The sequence below is a fragment of the Reyranella sp. genome (assembly GCF_965249915.1).
Lineage (GTDB): Bacteria > Pseudomonadota > Alphaproteobacteria > Reyranellales > Reyranellaceae > Reyranella.
In genome coordinates this window covers 2,510,726-2,526,702 of record NZ_OZ252257.1, presented here as the reverse complement: position 1 = coordinate 2,526,702, position 15,977 = coordinate 2,510,726, and the positions used below count along the sequence as shown (strand labels likewise).

Here is a 15,977-nt window from a genome sequence, read left to right as displayed (position 1 = left end):
GGTTTGTGGCGTTTTGGCGAAGGACGGGCCACAAGGCCAGCGACAATTGGGCATTTTAGCCATCATCACCTTGGGTCTCTTTACCGTACCCGGAGCCGCAGGCTATAGAATGCGACGTCGCCTTACCGACTGCGAAGGGTCGCAGTCGAGGAAATCGGGCGCAAGGAAACCTCGAAGAGGTCCGCCGCACTGCGTGGTAGTCGGCTCGCTGGAAGAGTCGATCCGGGCACGGTCCTTGCGTCGACGATTGTCGTCCGCAGGAGACATGCGACCGCGATCCCGAAGCGAGCGTCAACCACCGGCGGATTTGCCGGAGCGATTGTCCCTTTATGATGCGTCGGGGCTTGGTTCTACTCATCGTCGTCGCCGCCACGCTGGTCGGGTGGCGTCTGCTGGACAGTCATGTGACGGCGGCCGACGTGGAAGGGCCTCTGCATGGGGTCACATACGCCCCCTGGGCCAAGGACCAGGATCCGCTGGCCGGCAAGGCAAGCGGCATCTGGAGTTTCCTGCGTACGGCGGTGAACGAGACCGCCACGCCGCAGATCAAGCCGCGCAAGGAGCAGATCGAGCGTGACTTCGCCATGCTCGGCGGCAAGGTCAACTACGTCCGTACCTATCGCACCACCGACGGCGGCGATTCGATGCCGGCCCTGGCCGCCAAATACGGCCTGAAGCTGGTGCCCGGCGCCTGGATCTACAGTCCCAACGAGGCCAAGCTGCAGTTCGGCCGTGAGTCGAGCGAGGTCAATGCCGAGGAAACCGGCGCGCTGATCCGCATGGCCAACCAGAACCCGAACATCGAGCGCGTCCTGGTCGGCAACGAGAACATCCTGCGCTTCGACGGCGAGAAGGATCTGCGCGATCCCAACGCCACCAGCCCCGCCCAGCTCATCCGCGAGATCCGCAACGTAAAGCGTAACGTCAAGGTGCCGGTCAGCACCGCCGAGCCGTGGCACATCTGGGAGCGCTACCCCGAGCTCGCGCGCGAGGTCGACTATCTCGCCGTCCACATCCTGCCCTATTGGGACGAGCAGTCGAGTTCGACCCCGCTCGAGTATGTGAAGGAAAAGATCGGGCTGCTGCGCAAGCTCTATCCGAACAAGAACATCATCGTGACCGAGGTCGGCTGGCCGTCGAACGGCGCCGCGCGCCGCAGCCCCGGTTCAGGTGTCGTGAAGTATGCAACGCCGGCCGAGCAGGCCAAGAACGTGCGCGACATGGTGGCGTGGCTGCGCTCGCAGAACATCGACACGTTTGTCGTCGAGGCCGTCGACCAGCCGTGGAAGTCCTACGACCTGGAAGGCAAGGCGGGCGGCTACTGGGGCCTCTGGAACGCCGACCGCGAAGCGAAATTTTCCTGGACCGGCTCGATCGAGACCTTCCCCCAATGGCTGTCCTGTGCCGCTTGGTCGCTGGCGGCTTCGCTGCCGCTGATGCTGATCTTCCTGTGGCGTTGGCCGCGGCTCGGCATGGCGGGGCAGGTGGGCTTCTGCGCCCTGGTGGCCCTGTCGGCGAGCGCCGTGGCCTATGGCGCGTCGGTCGCTGCCGGAACCTACATGGTCGCCTCCGAGATGATCGGCTGGGGCGTGCTCGCCTTCTTCCTGGTGTCCAGCCTCGGCATGGCGCTCGTGCAGGCGCTCGAGATGGCCGAGACGATCTGGCGGGGCCGCTGGACGCGTGAGGCGCTGCCGGCCGCCGAGATGATCGCGCGCCAGCCGGCGGACCGCGACTGGCCGAAAGTCTCGCTGCATCTGGCGATCTGCAACGAGCCGCCGTCGATGGTCATGCAGACGCTCGATTCGCTGGCCGGGCTCGACTACCCCAATTTCGAAGTCATCGTCATCGACAACAACACCAAGGATCCCGCGGTGTGGCGCCCGGTGCAGGACTACTGCGCCCAGCTCGGCGAGCGCTTCAAGTTCTTCCATTTCGACGTCATGAAGGGCTTCAAGGCCGGCGCCCTCAACTTCGTGCTGAGCCAGACCGCGCCCGATGCCAAGGTGATCGGCGTCATTGACAGCGACTACATGGTGCGGCCGGACTGGCTGAAGGCGCTGGTGCCGTACTTCGACGACGCCAAGATCAGCTACGTGCAGGCGCCGCAGGATCACCGCGACTGGCGCGGCGACCGGTTCAAGGAAATGCTGAACTGGGAATATGCCGGCTTCTTCGACATCGGCATGTGCCTGCGCAACGAGTACGACGCCATCATCCAGCACGGCACGATGACCCTGGTGCGCCGCTCCTGCATGGAGGAGATGGGCGGCTGGGCGACCTGGTGCATCACCGAGGACACCGAGCTTGGTCTCCGCCTGATGGAGAATGGCTACGGCGCCATGTACAGCCGCGAGCGCTTCGGCCATGGCCTGACACCGGATCATTTCTCCGGCTACAAGAAGCAGCGCTTCCGCTGGGCCTACGGCGCCATGCAGATCATGAAGGCGCATGCCGGCAAGATGTTCTTCGGCGATACCAAGCTGACCTTCTGGCAGAAGTACCATTTCGTCGCCGGCTGGCTGCCGTGGTTCGCCGATGCGCTGAACCTGATCTTCACCTGGGCGGGCCTGGCCTGGGTGCTGGCGGTCGTCCTGCCGCCCTTGTTCGGCCTGAAGCCGGTCGGCCTGCCGCCGGCCGAGTTTATCGCACCGACCATCGGCATCTTCGTCTTCAAGCTGCTCTATTCGTTCGGGCTGTATTTCGACCGCGTGCGCTGCACCTTCCGGCAGAGCATCGGCGCGTCGCTGGCCGGCCTGGCGCTCACCTACACGGTGGGACGGGCGGTGATCTATGGCCTGGCGACCAGCCGCCTGCCGTTCATGCGCACGCCGAAGATGGACGAACGCGCGACGCTGGGTATGGCGCTCGGCATGGCGCGCGGCGAGGCGATCCTGGCCGCGCTGCTGTGGATCGCGGCTGCGGTGCTGTGGTTCGGCAACGGCGTCGTCGACCCCGAGGCCCGCCTGTGGTCGCTGTTCATGATCGTGCAGTCTCTGCCCTACGCGGCCGCGGTCTATGTCTCCATGGTCAACGCCGTGGAGCAGATGCGGCATGCCGAACCGGTGTTCGAGGCCCCGGCCCCGGCGCCGGCGACAGAGCCCGCCCTGCAACCCGCGCAATAGGGAGCGGCCGCTTTTTCCTGTCGAGCCGGAGAAGCGTCTGTTAGCGTTCTGCCATGCCCCCGATCGAGACTCGTGACGACCTCGGCTCTCGCGCCGGCACTGCCCTTTTCCTGAAACGCTGGCTGCGCCGGCCGTTTGCGGTGGGGGCGGTCGTGCCGAGCGGGCGCCTGCTGGCCGAGGCGATGGCCCGGACCACCCTTGCCGAGATGAGCGGCCGCGAGGGCCACGTGATCGAGCTGGGCGCCGGGACGGGCGAAGTCACCAAGGCGCTGCTCGCCGCGGGCATCCCGGCCGAGCGCCTTGCGCTGGTCGAGCGCGACCCCGAACTCGCCTCGTTCCTGCGCCGCCATTTCGCCGGGCCGCAGATCGTCGAGGGCGATGCCGCCCGCTTGCCGAAGATCCTGGCGGAGCAGGGGATCGCTTCGGTGTCGGCCGTCGTCTCGAGCCTGCCGCTGCTGTCGCTTCCCGCCGACGTGGTCCGCGGTATCGTGGAGGGTGTTTTCAACGCCCTGCCGCGCGGCGGCGCCTTGGTGCAATTCACCTATGGTCCGGCGCAGCCGGTGCCGCGCAACCTGTCCCAGGCGTTGCGGCTCGTCGGCACGCGCGGCCCCCGGATCTGGCGCAACATACCGCCCGCCGTGGTCTGGACGTTCCGGAGACCCGCCGGCCCGTGAGCCCGATTCCCTTCGATGAGGCCTTGCGCGCCAAGGTCACGGAGCATCTGGGCCGCTTCCACCTGCGTCGCCGCGTCGATGCCGGCGGGCTGAAGCGCGCGGCCGTGGCCATCGTCATCGCCGAAGCCGACGAACCCGGCGAGGCTGCGTTTCTGCTGACCCGGCGTACCCCGAAGCTGCGTGCCCATGGCGGCCAATGGGCCCTGCCGGGCGGGCGGGTCGATCCGGGCGAGACGATCGAGCAGACCGCCCTGCGCGAGCTGCACGAGGAGCTGGGCGTGCTGGCCTCGACCGACGACATCCTCGGGACGCTCGACGATTATCCGACCCGGTCGGGCTACCTGATCGCGCCGGTGGTGGTCTGGGCGTCCGGCGTCACGCTGACGCCCAATCCATCGGAAGTCGCGGGCGCCTACCGGATCGGCTGCGCGGAACTGTTCCGGGAGGGCTCACCGGAGATCCTGGCGATCGAAGAGTCCGACCGTCCGATCATCCGCCTGCCGCTGCCCGTGGCGACGGTGAATGCCCCGACGGCGGCGGTCCTGTTCCAGTTCCGGGAAGTGGCGCTGGCCGGCCGCGACACGCGGGTCGACCACTACGAACAGCCGGTCTTCGCCTGGCGCTAGGCCGCGGCGCGCCGCTTCAGGAAGACCGTCGTCTCCTGTTCCATGACCTGCTCACCGCGCTGGTTGATCGTGACCTGGCGCAACCGCGCAATGCCGCGGTCCGGCCTGGATGTAGAAGGCCGGAGCTGGACGATGTCGGACACCACGCGCAACGTGTCGCCGGGCCGGACGGGACGGGGAAACTGGACCTCGCCGATTCCGGGTGAGCCCAGGCTGCAGGCGCGGAAGATGCCGAGATCGAGCCACAGGCGCAGCGTCGCCGCCATCGTGTGGAGACCGGACGCGATCAGTCCGCCGAACGTCCACTTCGACGCGAACTCGGGATCCGTGTGAAAGGGTTGCGGATCCCACTGGCGCGCGAAGTCGATGATGGCGGCCTCGGTGATCGTCATGCCGCCGCTCATAAAGCGGTCGCCGACCTTGAAATCCTCGTAGAAGCGATCGGTCAAAGGACCAGCTCCATGTAGACGGTGCCGGGCACCGGACTGGGGTAATAGGGTGCGATTTCGGTGAAGCCCATCATCCGATAGAGCTTGATCGCCGCCTCCATTTTGGGACCGATTGTGTCGAGCCTGAGACGTCGATGGCCGCAGGCGCGTGCCGCGTCGACGATACGCAGGGCGAGTTCGCGGCCGATCGAATTTCCGGCCTCGGTCCGCTCCCGGCGGAAGTCGGGCCGGACGTAGAGCCGCTTCATCTCGCCGATGCCGGCCCCGAGTTGCCGCAGCGCCACCGTGCCGGCCGGTTGGCCGTCGACCCGTGCAAGCAGCAGGGCACCGCCCGGCGGCCCATACTTCGCGCCGAGATCGGCCAGTTCCGCCTCGAAGTCCTGGTAGTCGAGGGAGAAGCCGAGCGATCCTGCATATTCCCGGACCAGATCGGCGACGGCCTCGTGATCCGCCGTATCGCGGGGCGGAGCGATATGAATCCTGCCTGTCATGCGGTCATCTTCGGGTGCCTGTGCTACCCTGTCACTCCAAACGAACCGGGAGGCTCCAGAAATGAATCCGACGCGTCGCCATGTCATGGCGCTCGCAGGAGCGGCAGGCGCAGCGCTTGCCGGACCGGCCATCGCGCAGTCCGCGTGGCCCAACAAGCCCGTGCGCTTCATCGTTCCGTTCCCGCCGGGACAGGCGGCCGATATTTTTGCGCGCCTGATGGCCGAGAAGCTGTCGGAGAAGTGGAAGCAGCAGGTCATCGTCGACAACAAGGCGGGGGGCAGCGGTATCCCGGCCACCGAGTACGGCAAGATGGCAGCGCCCGACGGCTACACGCTGATGGTCGTGTCGAGCGGCACGTTCGGCGTGAATCCCAGCCTCTACCCCGACCTTCCCTACAAGCCGCTGACCGACTTCCTGCCGATCTCCAACATCTTCCTGGTCCCGCTGGTGATCGTGGCGCATCCCAGCCTGCCGGTGAACACGCTGCCCGAGCTGATCGCGCTCGCCAAGAAGGAGCCGGGCCAGCTCTCCTATGCTTCCGCCGGCCCCGGCACCTCGCAGCATCTGGCCATGGAGCTGTTCAAGCTCAAGGCCGGGGTCGACATCGTGCACATTCCCTACAAGGGCAGCGGGCCGGCGATGGCCGATCTGCTCGGCGGACATGTCAAGCTGATGATGGACAGCACCGCGTCGGCGCTGAATGCCATCAAGGACGGACGCATCAAGGCGATTGCCGTCACGACGACGCGCCCGGCGCCGCCGCCGCTCGACAAGATCCCGCTGATTGCGGCCACCATTCCGGGCTTCAATGCCGCCGGCTGGTCGGGCCTCGCGGCGCCGGCGCGCACGCCGCTCGAGATCGTGGCGAAGGTCAGCCGGGACATCCAGACGCTGTTGAACGACGAGGCGGTGATCAAGCAGATCGAGCAGCGTGCCGCGTTACCGGCTCCCGGCACGCCCATCCAGTTCGCCGAGTTCATCAAGAATGAGATCGATACCTGGGGCGAGGTCGTGAAGGCGACCGGCACCAAGCCGGGGAATTAGAGTCCCGCGGCCCGCAAGCCGTAGATCAGCCCGACGACCAGAAGGCCGACGAAGACCGTCTCGGTGATGAGCAGCATCACCGGGGCCATGCCGATGCGCACCAGCGCCAGCAGCGAGGTCTTCATCCCCAGCGCCGCGATGGAAGTGATGATCAGGAAGGCGGAGATCTGACCGACGGCGTCGCGCACGACGGCGGGAATGACGCCCAGCGAGTTCAGCGCGGCGAGCGCCAGGAAGCCGAACAGGAACACCGGGGGGGTCGGGCGGGTGGAGGTCTGCGGGCCACCGCTCCTGGCGACCCACCAGGCAATGCCCGCGATGGCCGGCAGCAGCGCTGCCACGCGCAGCAGCTTGGTGATGATCGCGTCACTCAGGACCTGCGGACCCATCGTCTGGCCGGCGCCCGCAACCTGCGCCACATCGTGGATCGCGCCGCCCAGGAAGACGCCCATCTCGAACAGGGAGAAGCCCAGCGACTCGCGCATTGTGGGATAGACCACCATCACCACCGTGCTGAGGAAGTTGACGCCCATGACGGTAAAGGCGAGGTCGCGGTCGGAATTCTCGTGCTTGGGCAGTACGGCAGAGGCGGCCATTGCCGCGGCCGCGCCGCAGACGCCGGTCGCGCAGCCGGTAAGCAGGCCGAAATTCTGGCTGAGGCCGAACAGGCGCGACACCCACGCACCGAACACGATCGTGCACCCGACGGCGGCCGCGGCGACAACGATCGGCAGTGCGCCGCCTTCGACGAGATTGCCCAGGGTCAGGCGCGCGCCCAGCAGGGCAACGCCGATACGGAGGAGCGTGCGACCGGCGAACTCGAGGCCGGGCTTGAGCACGGGTTTCGCCGACAGCGGCTGCAGCGCCATGCCAATGACGAGGGTGAGGATCAGCGGCGGTATCCAGACCGCGCCGAAGCGCAGAAGGCTCCTCGTGTCGGCGTAGTAGGCGACGGCGGCAATGGCAGCACACAGGGCGATGCCCGGTGCCGAGCGGCGGAGATTGTCGAGAGCCCAGAGCTTGGCGAGGTCGCTGGCGACGGCGCTGTTACGCATCGAGCACGGCCACGAGCTGGCCTTCGCCGATTGCCTCGCCTTCGCTGACCTTGAGTTCCTTGATGACGCCCGCCTTGGGCGACAGGACGGGAATTTCCATCTTCATCGATTCGAGGATCATGATCTCGCCGTCGGCCTCGATCCGATCGCCCGCCTTGACCAGGATCTTCCAGACATTGCCGGCGATTTCCGACTTCACATTGACGACGGCCATGCCCCAAGCATCTCCCGTTCAGCTTTGCCCCGCTTTTTCTGCCAGTGCGCGCGTTAGTGCAAGGGCGGAGCCTCCCACACGCGCGCCGAGCCGGTATGCGGCAGCATTGGAAGCGGAAATTGTTCCGTCTCGCAACGTCGAGCGGCCATCGCCGATCCGCGCCGACTGCGCAGCGACTGCGATGGCGGCGATCTCCTCCTTGTCGAGTTCCGGAAGCGCGAGCACGCCACCGCGATCGGCGCCAAAACCTGCGTCGTTGAACATCAGCAGCATTGGCCGGAATGGCGCCGTTGCCCTGTAGGAGTTGAGCGCACCATGGCTGCCGGTCGCGACGATGCGGCCGCGATCCTCCGGCACCAGCAGCGTTGCCGAATCGGCGCAGACGGCACCCTCGATCACGTACCGGCTTTCGCCCTTTGCGGGCGGCACCGTGTGCGGCCACGGCGCCCGCTTCAGCAGCTCGGCCGCCTCGCGGGCCGACATGCCGGGGACCACGCCGCAGGCGGTGGCGAGGCCATTGGCGCGGCTGACGAGGCCACGCGCTTCCAGATCCGCGCCGTCGCCGATGCGGGCACTATCCGTTGCCACCGCCGCCATCGCCATGCCGAGCTTGTCGGCGTAGGCGAGGCCACTGACGCCGGCCTCGTCCTTGCCGATGCCCGCATCGTGGTGGATCGCGGCGCGGCATCCGAATTTTGCCGACATATAGGCGGCATAGACCGCGGCATGGCTTCCGCCGATGACGACCGCGCCGTCTGACTCGGGCGGCAGCTTGGTCACGCTATCGAATACGAGGACTGGGACGTGAGGAGGGACGGGCATCGCGCAACCCTAGCCGGGAGGCTATACCCTCGGCCATGACTCAGCCGGTGGACAACAGTGTCACGATCCTCGTCCTGCAGCATCCGCAGGAGCAGGACCGCGTGCTGGGCACGGCGGGCCTGCTGGTGGGTGGGCTCGCGAATGCCAAAGTGGTTGTGGGCTTGTCCTGGCGAAACCTCGCCCATGCGCTGGGCGAGCCGGCCGAGCCGCGCGATTGGGGCGTGCTTTATCTCGGGTCGACGCAAACCAAGGGCCAGACGACCCCGCTGGTCGCGATCGATGGCAAGGGCCAGCCGCTGCCCGACCAGGAAGCGGCACGCGCCGGCTTGAAGGGCTTGATCGCGCTCGACGGCAACTGGGCGCAGGCCAAGGCACTTTGGTGGCGGAACGCCTGGCTGACCAAGCTGCGCCGCTTCGTCGTGGTGCCGGACGGTCCCTCGCTCTATGGCGACCTGCGTCGGGAGGCGCGGCCCGATGCCGTTTCGACCCTGGAGGCCGTGGCGCTTTCGCTGCAGGTGCTCGAAGGCGATGCTGCGGTGCGGGAGAAACTTCTCGTGCCGTTTCGCGCCCTGCTGGTGAAGGCGCGGCGCGAGGGCGTTCGCGATTCCAAACGGGATCGTCGCGTCCGGCGTTAGCCCCTATACTTCCTGCCATGCTCGACCAGCCGGCGGCCCGATTTCCCATTTCTCAGCGGACCAATCCCGAGCGCTCCTTCACCGCCGAGGTACGTGCCCTGCGGCTGGGCGACGGCGAGATCTTCCGCGGCGAGGGAATCATGGTCGAGCCCGAGGGCGATTCTCTTTCGAAGACGCTGCCCGCCATCGCCCACGCGACGGGACCGCTTCGGCAGCCCGCAGAATGATCGACGTTTCTGCACTGGCCCGGCGGGATGTCTTTACCCGCAGTCTCGGCATCGAATTCGTCGAGGCCTCGCTCGGCCGGGCGGTGACGCGGGTTGGGATCGAGGAGCGCCATCTCAACTTCAATGGCGTGGGCCACGGAGGCCTGACCTTCACCCTGGCGGATGCAGCGTTCGGCTATGCCTGCAACTCGCAGGGCGTCGTCTCGGGCAGCATCGACGCGCACATCGTGTACAGCGTCGCCGTCCGCCTGGGCGATGTGCTGACCGCGACCGCCGTCGAGATCTCGCGCTCCAGCAAGGCCTCGAACTATCGCATCGACGTGGTGCGCGGCGACGGCAAGCTGGTCGCTGCGATGACCGGCACCGCGCTCATCAGCGGCAAGCCGGTCGTCGTTTAGCCCTGCCGCTCGTGTCGTCTTGAGCGGAAGCGAAGGAAGGTCCTTCGCTCCGCTCGGGGCGACAGGTTATTTGCTCAGGCCGCGCCCTTCAGAATGTCCGCCATCTTCTCGCCGACCATGATCGAGGGCGCGTTGGTGTTGCCCGAGGGCATGGTCGGGAAGATCGAGGCGTCGGCCACGCGGAGGCCCTGGATGCCGTGGACGCGGAGCTTGTCGTCGACCACGGTACTCGGGCCCTCGGGACCCATGCGGCAGGTGCCGATCGGGTGATAGGCGGTCTGCGAATTGTTGCGGATCCAGGTGAGGATCTCCTCGTCGGTCTGGACCGACGGGCCCGGCGAGTATTCCTCATCGCGGTAGGGATCCATCGGCTTGGCGTCGACGATCCTGCGCATCATGCGGAAACCGGCGGTCATCGCGTCCTGGTCGATCCTGTCGGCCAGGAAGTTGAAGCGGATGGCGGGGTGCGCCTTGGGATCGGCCGAGCGGATGTGGATCGAGCCCAAGCTCTCGGGGCGCAGCTGGTAGCAGGCGATCGTCATCGACGGGAAGTCCTGCAGCTTGCGGGTCTTCGGATCCTTGATCGAGTAGGGCACGAGATGCATCTGCACGTCGGGCGTCTCGAGCTCCGGCCGAGTCTTCAGGAAGCCCAGCAGCGGCGCCGAGGGCAGGCTCATGAAGCCGCCGCCGGTGGCAAGGTACTTCATCATCTGCGTCACGGCGCCGATGCCGCGCGCCATGTGGTTGTAGGAGACGCTGGCCACCTTCAGGCGCCAGATGATGCGGGCATTGATATGGTCGCGGAAGTTCTCGCCGACCGCCTTCAGCTCGTGCTTCACCTCGATGCCGTGCTTCTTCAGCAGCTCCGGCTGGCCGATGCCGGAGAGCTCGAGGATCTGCGGGCTGGCGACGCCGCCGGCCGAGAGGATCGTCTCCTTAGCCTTGGCCTGAACCGTCTTGCCGTCCTTCTCGTACTCGACGCCGATGCAGCGCTTGCCCTCGAGCAGGACGCGCAGCGTGTGGGCGTTGGTGACGACGTGCAGGTTCGGCCGCTTCATCGCCGGCTCGATGTAGCAGTGCGCCACGCTCATGCGACGGCCCTTGTAGATCGAGGTCTGCGTCTTCACGACGCCTTCCTGGTCCTCGCTGTTGTAGTCCGGGTTGGTCTTGAAGCCGGCGGCCTTCGACGCCTCGAACAGCGCGTCGTAGAGCGGGTTCTGGTCGGGCACGGTCGAGACCTTGAGCGGCCCGTCGGTGCCGCGGCCGTTCGAGCCGTCGCCGTCGACGAAGTTCTCCATGCGGGTGAAGAGCGGCGCCACGTCGCGCCAGCTCCAGCCGCGGCAGCCCATCTGCGCCCAGGTGTCGAAGTCGAGCGGTTGGCCGCGGACCCAGACCAGGCCATTGATCGAGCTGGAGCCGCCCAGCACCTTGCCGCGCGGCACCGGGATGACCCGGTTGGCCGTGCCGGGCTCCGGCTCCGACTGATAGAGCCAGTTGGCGGCGGGATTGTCGATCAGCAGGCCGAAGGACAGCGGCATGCGGGAGTAGGGGTGGCTCGCCGCGCCGGCCTCCAGCAGCAGCACCTTGTTGGTCGGCACTTCCGTGAGCCGTGCCGCCAGGGCACCCCCCGCCGAACCCGCGCCAACGATGATGTAGTCGTACTCGGCCATTTCCCCTGATCTCCCCGGGCATTCGCTGTCATGCAAGCGTAGCGCACCGCCATGCAGATGACAGGGGCAATCTCGCCTCGACAGGTCAGAACAGCCATGTTCCGATGGGCGAGCCGCCACGGCTGGGGAGCGCAGCGGCTCACACTTGGGTGGAAGTACAGCCTAGATGATTGGTTTGGTCCGGGTCGCGCTCAAGCGTCCCTATACGTTCGTCGTGATGGCGCTCCTGATCCTGATCGTCGGGCCGCTCGCGGCCCTTCGGACGCCGGTCGACATCTTCCCTGAAATCCGCATCCCCGTCATCGCCGTGGTCTGGCAGTACACGGGCCTGCCGCCCGACCAGATGTCGGGCCGCGTGATGCTGAATTTCCAGCGCTCGCTCACCACCACCGTCAACGACATCGAGCATATCGAGGGCACGTCCTATACCGGCGTCGGCATCGTTAAGGTGTTCTTCCAGCCGGGCGTCGACATCAGCATCGCCAATGCCCAGGTCACCGCGATCGCGCAGACCGTGCTGCGGCAGATGCCGCCCAACATCACGCCGCCGCTGATCCTGAACTACAACGCCGCGACCGTGCCGATCATCCAGCTGGCGCTGGCCGGCAAGGGCGTCTCGGAACAGGCCGTGTTCGACCTGGCCATCAACACGGTGCGCACGCCGCTGGTGACGGTGCCCGGCGCGGCCATTCCTTTCCCGTTCGGCGGCAAGTTCCGCCAGATCCAGATCGACCTCGACCCGGCGGCCCTGCAGGCGCGCGGCCTGTCGGCTGCCGACGTGGCCAATGCGCTGGCGGCGCAGAATCTGCTGACGCCGGTCGGCACCCAGAAGATCGGTGGCCACGAGTACGCCATCCAGCTCAACAATGCCCCGGTCGACTTCAACGCTCTGGCGGACATCCCCGTGTTCGCCGCCAACGGCACGGTCGTCTACCTGCGCGACGTGGCGCAGGTGCGTGACGGCAACCCGCCGCAGCAGAACATCGTCCATGTCGATGGCGGCCGGTCGGTGCTGCTGGCCGTGCTGAAGAACGGCGCCACCTCGACGCTCGCGATCATCGCCGGCATCAAGGAGCGCGTGGTGGAGCTCAAGAGGGCGCTGCCCGAGAACGTGTCGCTCGCGATCCTCGGCGACCAGTCGCTGTTCGTCGAAGGCGCCGTGTCGGGCGTGGCGCACGAGGCCGTTCTGGCCGCGGTGCTGACCAGCCTGATGATCCTGCTGTTCCTCGGCAGCTGGCGGTCGACGGTGATCATCGCCATCTCGATTCCACTGGCCATCCTGGGCTCGATCGCGCTGCTCGCGGCGTTCGGCGAGACCCTGAACATCATGACCCTGGGCGGTCTGGCGCTCGCCGTCGGCATCCTGGTCGACGACGCCACGGTCACCATCGAGAACATCAACTGGCACCTGGAGCAGGGCAAGGACGTCGAGACCGCCATCATGGACGGCGCCCAGCAGATCGTGGCCCCGGCCTTCGTGTCGCTGCTCTGCATCTGCATCGTGTTCGTGCCGATGTTCTTCCTCGAGGGCGTGGCGCGCTTCCTGTTCGTGCCGATGGCGATGGCGGTGATGTTCGCCATGGTCTGTTCGTTTATCCTGTCGCGCACCCTGGTGCCGACGATGGCAAACTTCCTGCTGAAGCCGCATGTCCTGCACGAGCACGGCGCGGAGCCGCCGCGCTCGCGCAACCCGCTGGTGCGCTTCCAGCGCGGCTTCGAGGCGCAGTTCGAGAGTCTGCGCGCCGTCTATCACGACCTGCTGGGGCTGGCGCTGCGCCACCGGCCGGTGTTCATCGCCTGCTTCATGGCCTTCGTGCTGGGGTCGTTCGCGCTGGTGCCGTTCCTCGGCCGCAACTTCTTCCCGTCCGTCGACTCCGGCCAGATCCTGATGCATGTGCGGGGACCGATCGGCACGAGGGTCGAAGAGACCGCCAATCAGTTCGTGGCAATCCAGAAGGCGATCCGCACCATCATCCCCTCCAATCAGATCGCGACGATGGCCGACAATGTCGGCATGCCGGTCAGCGGCATCAACATGGCCTACAACAATACCGGCACGATCGGGCCGCAGGACGGCGACATCCAGATCAAGCTCACGCCGGACCACCGGCCGACCGAAGTCTACGTCGCCGAGCTGCGACAGCGTCTGCCCGAGCTGTTTCCCGGCTTCACCTTCTCGTTCCTGCCGGCCGACATCATCAGCCAGATCCTGAATTTCGGCGCGCCGTCGCCGATCGACGTGCAGGTCCGCACCTCCGATATCGGCGCCGGCTTCGAGCACGCCAACAGGCTGCTGGCGCGGATCCGCAAGATCCCTGGCGTGGTCGATGCGCGCATCCAGCAGGCGCGCGGCGCGCCGGTTTTCGCCGTCGACGTCGACCGCTCGCGTGCCCAGACGGTCGGCCTGACGACGCGCGACGTCACCAACTCGCTGGTCGTCAATCTTGCGGGCTCCAGCCAGGTGGCGCCGACCTACTGGCTCAATCCGGCGAACGGCGTGACCTACAACATCGTCATGCAGACGCCGCAGTACCGGCTGGATTCTTTGGCCTCGCTCAGCAACCTGCCGATCATGGCGCCGGCCGCCACCCAGCTGCAGGTGCTGGGCGGTGTGGCCGACATCCGGCGCGACACCGCCAACGCCGTGGTCTCGCAGTACGATCTCCAGGGCGTGGTGCAGGTCTATGCCGCCGTGCAAGGACGCGACCTGGGCTCAGTGGCGGCCGATGTGCGTGCCGTCGTGGCCGACCTGGCGCCGCTCCAGTCGCCGCGTATCCGCTCGGTCAAGGTCCAGGGGCAGGTCAAGACCATGGAGTCGGCGTTCTCCGGCCTGCTGTTCGGCCTGCTGGGCGCGGTCGTCCTGATCTACCTGCTGATCGTGGTGAACTTCCAGTCGTGGAGCGATCCGTTCGTCATCATCACGGCCCTGCCGGCCGCCTTGGCGGGGATCGTGTGGATGCTGTTCGCCACCGACACGACGCTCTCGGTGCCGGCGCTGACCGGCGCCATCATGTGCATGGGCGTGGCGACCGCGAACTCCGTGCTGGTGATCTCCTTCGCCCGGGAGCGCCTGGCGGAGCTGGGCGACGCCACGGCGGCCGCGCTCGATGCCGGCTTCGTGCGCTTCCGCCCCGTCATCATGACCGCGCTCGCCATGATCATCGGCATGGCCCCCATGGCGCTGGGCATGGGCGAGGGCGGCGAACAGAACGCCCCGCTCGGCCGGGCTGTCATCGGCGGCCTCATTTTTGCTACGATCGCCACGCTGATCTTCGTCCCCGTGGTCTTCAGCCTCGTCCATCGGAAGCACGGCAAGTCGGCCGACAAAGCCAACGCCGCTCTCCCCGGAGCACCTCATGTCGCCTGATACCCCTCCTGCAGTGCCCAAGCCGCGGTCGCGCCGTGGGCTCGCCCTGTTCGGGATCGCCGCCGCCCTCGGCCTGGGCGCCGTCGTGGTCAACGGCATCTGGAGCCGGCAGGCCAGCGAGGCCAGGCTGAAGGAATGGACCGACACCCAGGCCGTGCCGACCGTCAGCGTGATCAACCCGACGACGGGAGCGAACAAGACGTCGCTCGACCTGCCGGGCCGCCTGGAGGCCTATTCCCGCGCGCCGATCTACGCCCGCGTCGGCGGCTTCCTGAAAGCCTGGTATGTCGATATCGGCGCACCCGTGAAGGCGGGCCAGCTCCTTGCCGAGATCGAGGCCCCCGATCTCGACCAGCAGCTCCTGCAGGCCAAGGCGTCGCTCGCGAGCGCCCAGGCCTCCGAGCAGCTGGCGACCGTGACGGCCGGACGCTGGCAGCAGCTCGGCGGCGCCAATACCGTGTCGCGCCAGACGGTCGACGAGAAGACCGGCGACCTCACGGTTAAGCAGGCCCTGACCAAGGCGGCGCAGGCCGCCGTCGACCGACTCGAAGTCCTGTCTGCGTTCAAGCGCATCACCGCGCCGTTCGATGGCATCGTGACCACCCGCAACACCGATGTGGGCGCCCTCATCGGCGCGGAATCGAGCTCCGGCCTGGCGCTGTTCGTGATTTCCGACGTGAACAAGCTCCGCCTCAACGTCAGCATTCCGCAGAGCTACGTGCCGGCGGTGAAGCTGAACAGCGCGGTGCAGATCACGGTCCCGGAGTACCCCGGCAAGGTCTACAACGGCGTCGTCGAGGCGTCGGCGCGCGCGGTCGATGCCCAGACCGGCACGACCCGGATGCAGGTCGTGGTGGACAATGCCAACGGCGAGCTGATGCCCGGCGCGTTCGCCAACACCCGCATCGAGCTGCCCTCCAGCATGCAGTCGCTGGCCGTGCCGTCGGGAGCGCTGATCTTCGACCAGAAGGGCCTGCGCGTGGCCACCGTGGACGCCAACAGCAAGGTCGTCCTGAAGCCGATCACCATCGCCCGCGACCTCGGCCAGATCGTCGAGATCGGCAGTGGCCTCACCGCGCAGGATCGTGTGATCGAGAGCCCGCCGGACGGGCTGGCGAACGGCGACCCGGTTCGCGTGATCGATACCGCCAAGCCTGCCGCCGTGCGATAAGCTTCGCCGCC

The 15,977-nt window shown here is 67.1% G+C and carries 15 protein-coding genes; 9 read left to right on the top strand and 6 right to left on the bottom strand.

Annotation, left to right across the window (positions count from 1 at the left end):
• Window positions 1-344: 344 nt before the first annotated feature.
• From ACP15H_RS12500 to ACP15H_RS12490, 3 genes are read left to right on the top strand one after another with little or no spacing between them, the layout of a single operon-like run.
• Window positions 345-3,122 (top strand): glycosyltransferase, encoded by a 2,778-nt coding sequence (locus ACP15H_RS12500; RefSeq protein WP_425066504.1) that lies wholly within the window; start codon window positions 345-347, stop codon window positions 3,120-3,122.
• 53 nt (window positions 3,123-3,175) lie between these two features.
• Window positions 3,176-3,796 carry a class I SAM-dependent methyltransferase gene (locus tag ACP15H_RS12495; protein WP_425066503.1) on the top strand — a complete coding sequence of 207 codons (621 nt, stop codon included), beginning with the start codon at window positions 3,176-3,178 and terminating at the stop codon, window positions 3,794-3,796.
• Entirely contained in the window at window positions 3,793-4,422 is a 630-nt protein-coding gene (locus ACP15H_RS12490; RefSeq protein WP_425066502.1) for an NUDIX hydrolase, read from the top strand. Before ACP15H_RS12495 ends, ACP15H_RS12490 begins: the two co-directional genes overlap by 4 nt.
• Here the strand turns inward: ACP15H_RS12490 and ACP15H_RS12485 are convergent.
• Both ACP15H_RS12485 and ACP15H_RS12480 read right to left on the bottom strand, forming a co-directional pair.
• Window positions 4,419-4,871 (bottom strand): MaoC family dehydratase, encoded by a 453-nt coding sequence (locus ACP15H_RS12485; protein WP_425066501.1) that lies wholly within the window; start codon window positions 4,869-4,871, stop codon window positions 4,419-4,421. The genes ACP15H_RS12490 and ACP15H_RS12485 overlap by 4 nt on opposite strands.
• Window positions 4,868-5,362, bottom strand: coding sequence for a GNAT family N-acetyltransferase (locus ACP15H_RS12480; RefSeq protein WP_425066500.1), 495 nt, complete (start codon window positions 5,360-5,362; stop codon window positions 4,868-4,870). Before ACP15H_RS12480 ends, ACP15H_RS12485 begins: the two co-directional genes overlap by 4 nt.
• A 61-nt stretch (window positions 5,363-5,423) precedes the next feature.
• Here ACP15H_RS12480 and ACP15H_RS12475 point away from each other — a divergent pair, with 61 nt between their 5' ends.
• A complete protein-coding gene (locus tag ACP15H_RS12475) occupies window positions 5,424-6,407 on the top strand; it encodes a Bug family tripartite tricarboxylate transporter substrate binding protein (protein WP_425066499.1) in 984 nt (327 codons plus the stop codon).
• On the opposite strand, the gene ACP15H_RS12470 is transcribed toward ACP15H_RS12475, so the two are convergent.
• The 3 genes from ACP15H_RS12470 to ACP15H_RS12460 are packed head-to-tail and all read right to left on the bottom strand — an operon-like array spanning window position 6,404 to window position 8,456.
• The gene (locus ACP15H_RS12470; protein ID WP_425066498.1) at window positions 6,404-7,462 is read right to left on the bottom strand and encodes a YeiH family protein; all 1,059 of its coding nucleotides are present in this window, start codon (window positions 7,460-7,462) and stop codon (window positions 6,404-6,406) included. The genes ACP15H_RS12475 and ACP15H_RS12470 overlap by 4 nt on opposite strands.
• Window positions 7,455-7,676, bottom strand: coding sequence for a biotin/lipoyl-binding carrier protein (locus ACP15H_RS12465; RefSeq protein WP_425066497.1), 222 nt, complete (start codon window positions 7,674-7,676; stop codon window positions 7,455-7,457). The genes ACP15H_RS12470 and ACP15H_RS12465 overlap by 8 nt, the downstream gene beginning before the upstream one ends.
• Window positions 7,677-7,694: 18 nt before the next feature.
• Window positions 7,695-8,456: a hypothetical protein gene (locus ACP15H_RS12460; RefSeq protein WP_425066496.1), complete on the bottom strand. Its 762-nt coding sequence runs from the start codon at window positions 8,454-8,456 to the stop codon at window positions 7,695-7,697.
• A gap of 77 nt (window positions 8,457-8,533) precedes the next feature.
• Between ACP15H_RS12460 and ACP15H_RS12455 the strand changes: the two genes are divergently transcribed.
• Genes ACP15H_RS12455 through ACP15H_RS12445 form a run of 3 tightly spaced genes read left to right on the top strand, consistent with a single transcriptional unit; the run spans window position 8,534 to window position 9,758 of the window.
• Window positions 8,534-9,133, top strand: coding sequence for a tRNA-uridine aminocarboxypropyltransferase (locus ACP15H_RS12455; protein WP_425066495.1), 600 nt, complete (start codon window positions 8,534-8,536; stop codon window positions 9,131-9,133).
• Window positions 9,134-9,150: 17 nt separating this feature from the next.
• Window positions 9,151-9,360 (top strand): hypothetical protein, encoded by a 210-nt coding sequence (locus ACP15H_RS12450; protein WP_425066494.1) that lies wholly within the window; start codon window positions 9,151-9,153, stop codon window positions 9,358-9,360.
• Complete coding sequence (locus ACP15H_RS12445; RefSeq protein WP_425066493.1) at window positions 9,357-9,758, top strand: PaaI family thioesterase; 402 nt, start codon at window positions 9,357-9,359, stop codon at window positions 9,756-9,758. The genes ACP15H_RS12450 and ACP15H_RS12445 overlap by 4 nt, the downstream gene beginning before the upstream one ends.
• A 74-nt stretch (window positions 9,759-9,832) precedes the next feature.
• Here ACP15H_RS12445 and ACP15H_RS12440 read toward each other — a convergent pair whose 3' ends face one another.
• On the bottom strand, window positions 9,833-11,428 hold the full coding sequence (locus tag ACP15H_RS12440; protein WP_425066492.1) for a GMC family oxidoreductase: 1,596 nt from the start codon (window positions 11,426-11,428) through the stop codon (window positions 9,833-9,835).
• Between the two features lie 166 nt (window positions 11,429-11,594).
• Between ACP15H_RS12440 and ACP15H_RS12435 the strand changes: the two genes are divergently transcribed.
• Entirely contained in the window at window positions 11,595-14,795 is a 3,201-nt protein-coding gene (locus tag ACP15H_RS12435; RefSeq protein WP_425066491.1) for an efflux RND transporter permease subunit, read from the top strand.
• The gene (locus tag ACP15H_RS12430; RefSeq protein ID WP_425066490.1) at window positions 14,785-15,966 is read left to right on the top strand and encodes an efflux RND transporter periplasmic adaptor subunit; all 1,182 of its coding nucleotides are present in this window, start codon (window positions 14,785-14,787) and stop codon (window positions 15,964-15,966) included. The genes ACP15H_RS12435 and ACP15H_RS12430 overlap by 11 nt, the downstream gene beginning before the upstream one ends.
• Window positions 15,967-15,977 lie beyond the last annotated feature (11 nt).

What these genes read in the sequence shown, in the direction of transcription:
- ACP15H_RS12430 (WP_425066490.1), top strand. Translation starts at nt 14,785, where the DNA reads ATGTCGCCTGATACCCCTCCTGCAGTGCCCAAGCCGCGGTCGCGCCGT.
- ACP15H_RS12455 (WP_425066495.1), top strand. Translation starts at nt 8,534, where the DNA reads ATGACTCAGCCGGTGGACAACAGTGTCACGATCCTCGTCCTGCAGCAT.
- ACP15H_RS12465 (WP_425066497.1), bottom strand. Translation starts at nt 7,676, where the DNA reads ATGGCCGTCGTCAATGTGAAGTCGGAAATCGCCGGCAATGTCTGGAAG.
- ACP15H_RS12450 (WP_425066494.1), top strand. Translation starts at nt 9,151, where the DNA reads ATGCTCGACCAGCCGGCGGCCCGATTTCCCATTTCTCAGCGGACCAAT.
- ACP15H_RS12470 (WP_425066498.1), bottom strand. Translation starts at nt 7,462, where the DNA reads ATGCGTAACAGCGCCGTCGCCAGCGACCTCGCCAAGCTCTGGGCTCTC.
- ACP15H_RS12440 (WP_425066492.1), bottom strand. Translation starts at nt 11,428, where the DNA reads ATGGCCGAGTACGACTACATCATCGTTGGCGCGGGTTCGGCGGGGGGT.
- ACP15H_RS12445 (WP_425066493.1), top strand. Translation starts at nt 9,357, where the DNA reads ATGATCGACGTTTCTGCACTGGCCCGGCGGGATGTCTTTACCCGCAGT.
- ACP15H_RS12435 (WP_425066491.1), top strand. Translation starts at nt 11,595, where the DNA reads ATGATTGGTTTGGTCCGGGTCGCGCTCAAGCGTCCCTATACGTTCGTC.
- ACP15H_RS12495 (WP_425066503.1), top strand. Translation starts at nt 3,176, where the DNA reads ATGCCCCCGATCGAGACTCGTGACGACCTCGGCTCTCGCGCCGGCACT.
- ACP15H_RS12475 (WP_425066499.1), top strand. Translation starts at nt 5,424, where the DNA reads ATGAATCCGACGCGTCGCCATGTCATGGCGCTCGCAGGAGCGGCAGGC.
- ACP15H_RS12480 (WP_425066500.1), bottom strand. Translation starts at nt 5,362, where the DNA reads ATGACAGGCAGGATTCATATCGCTCCGCCCCGCGATACGGCGGATCAC.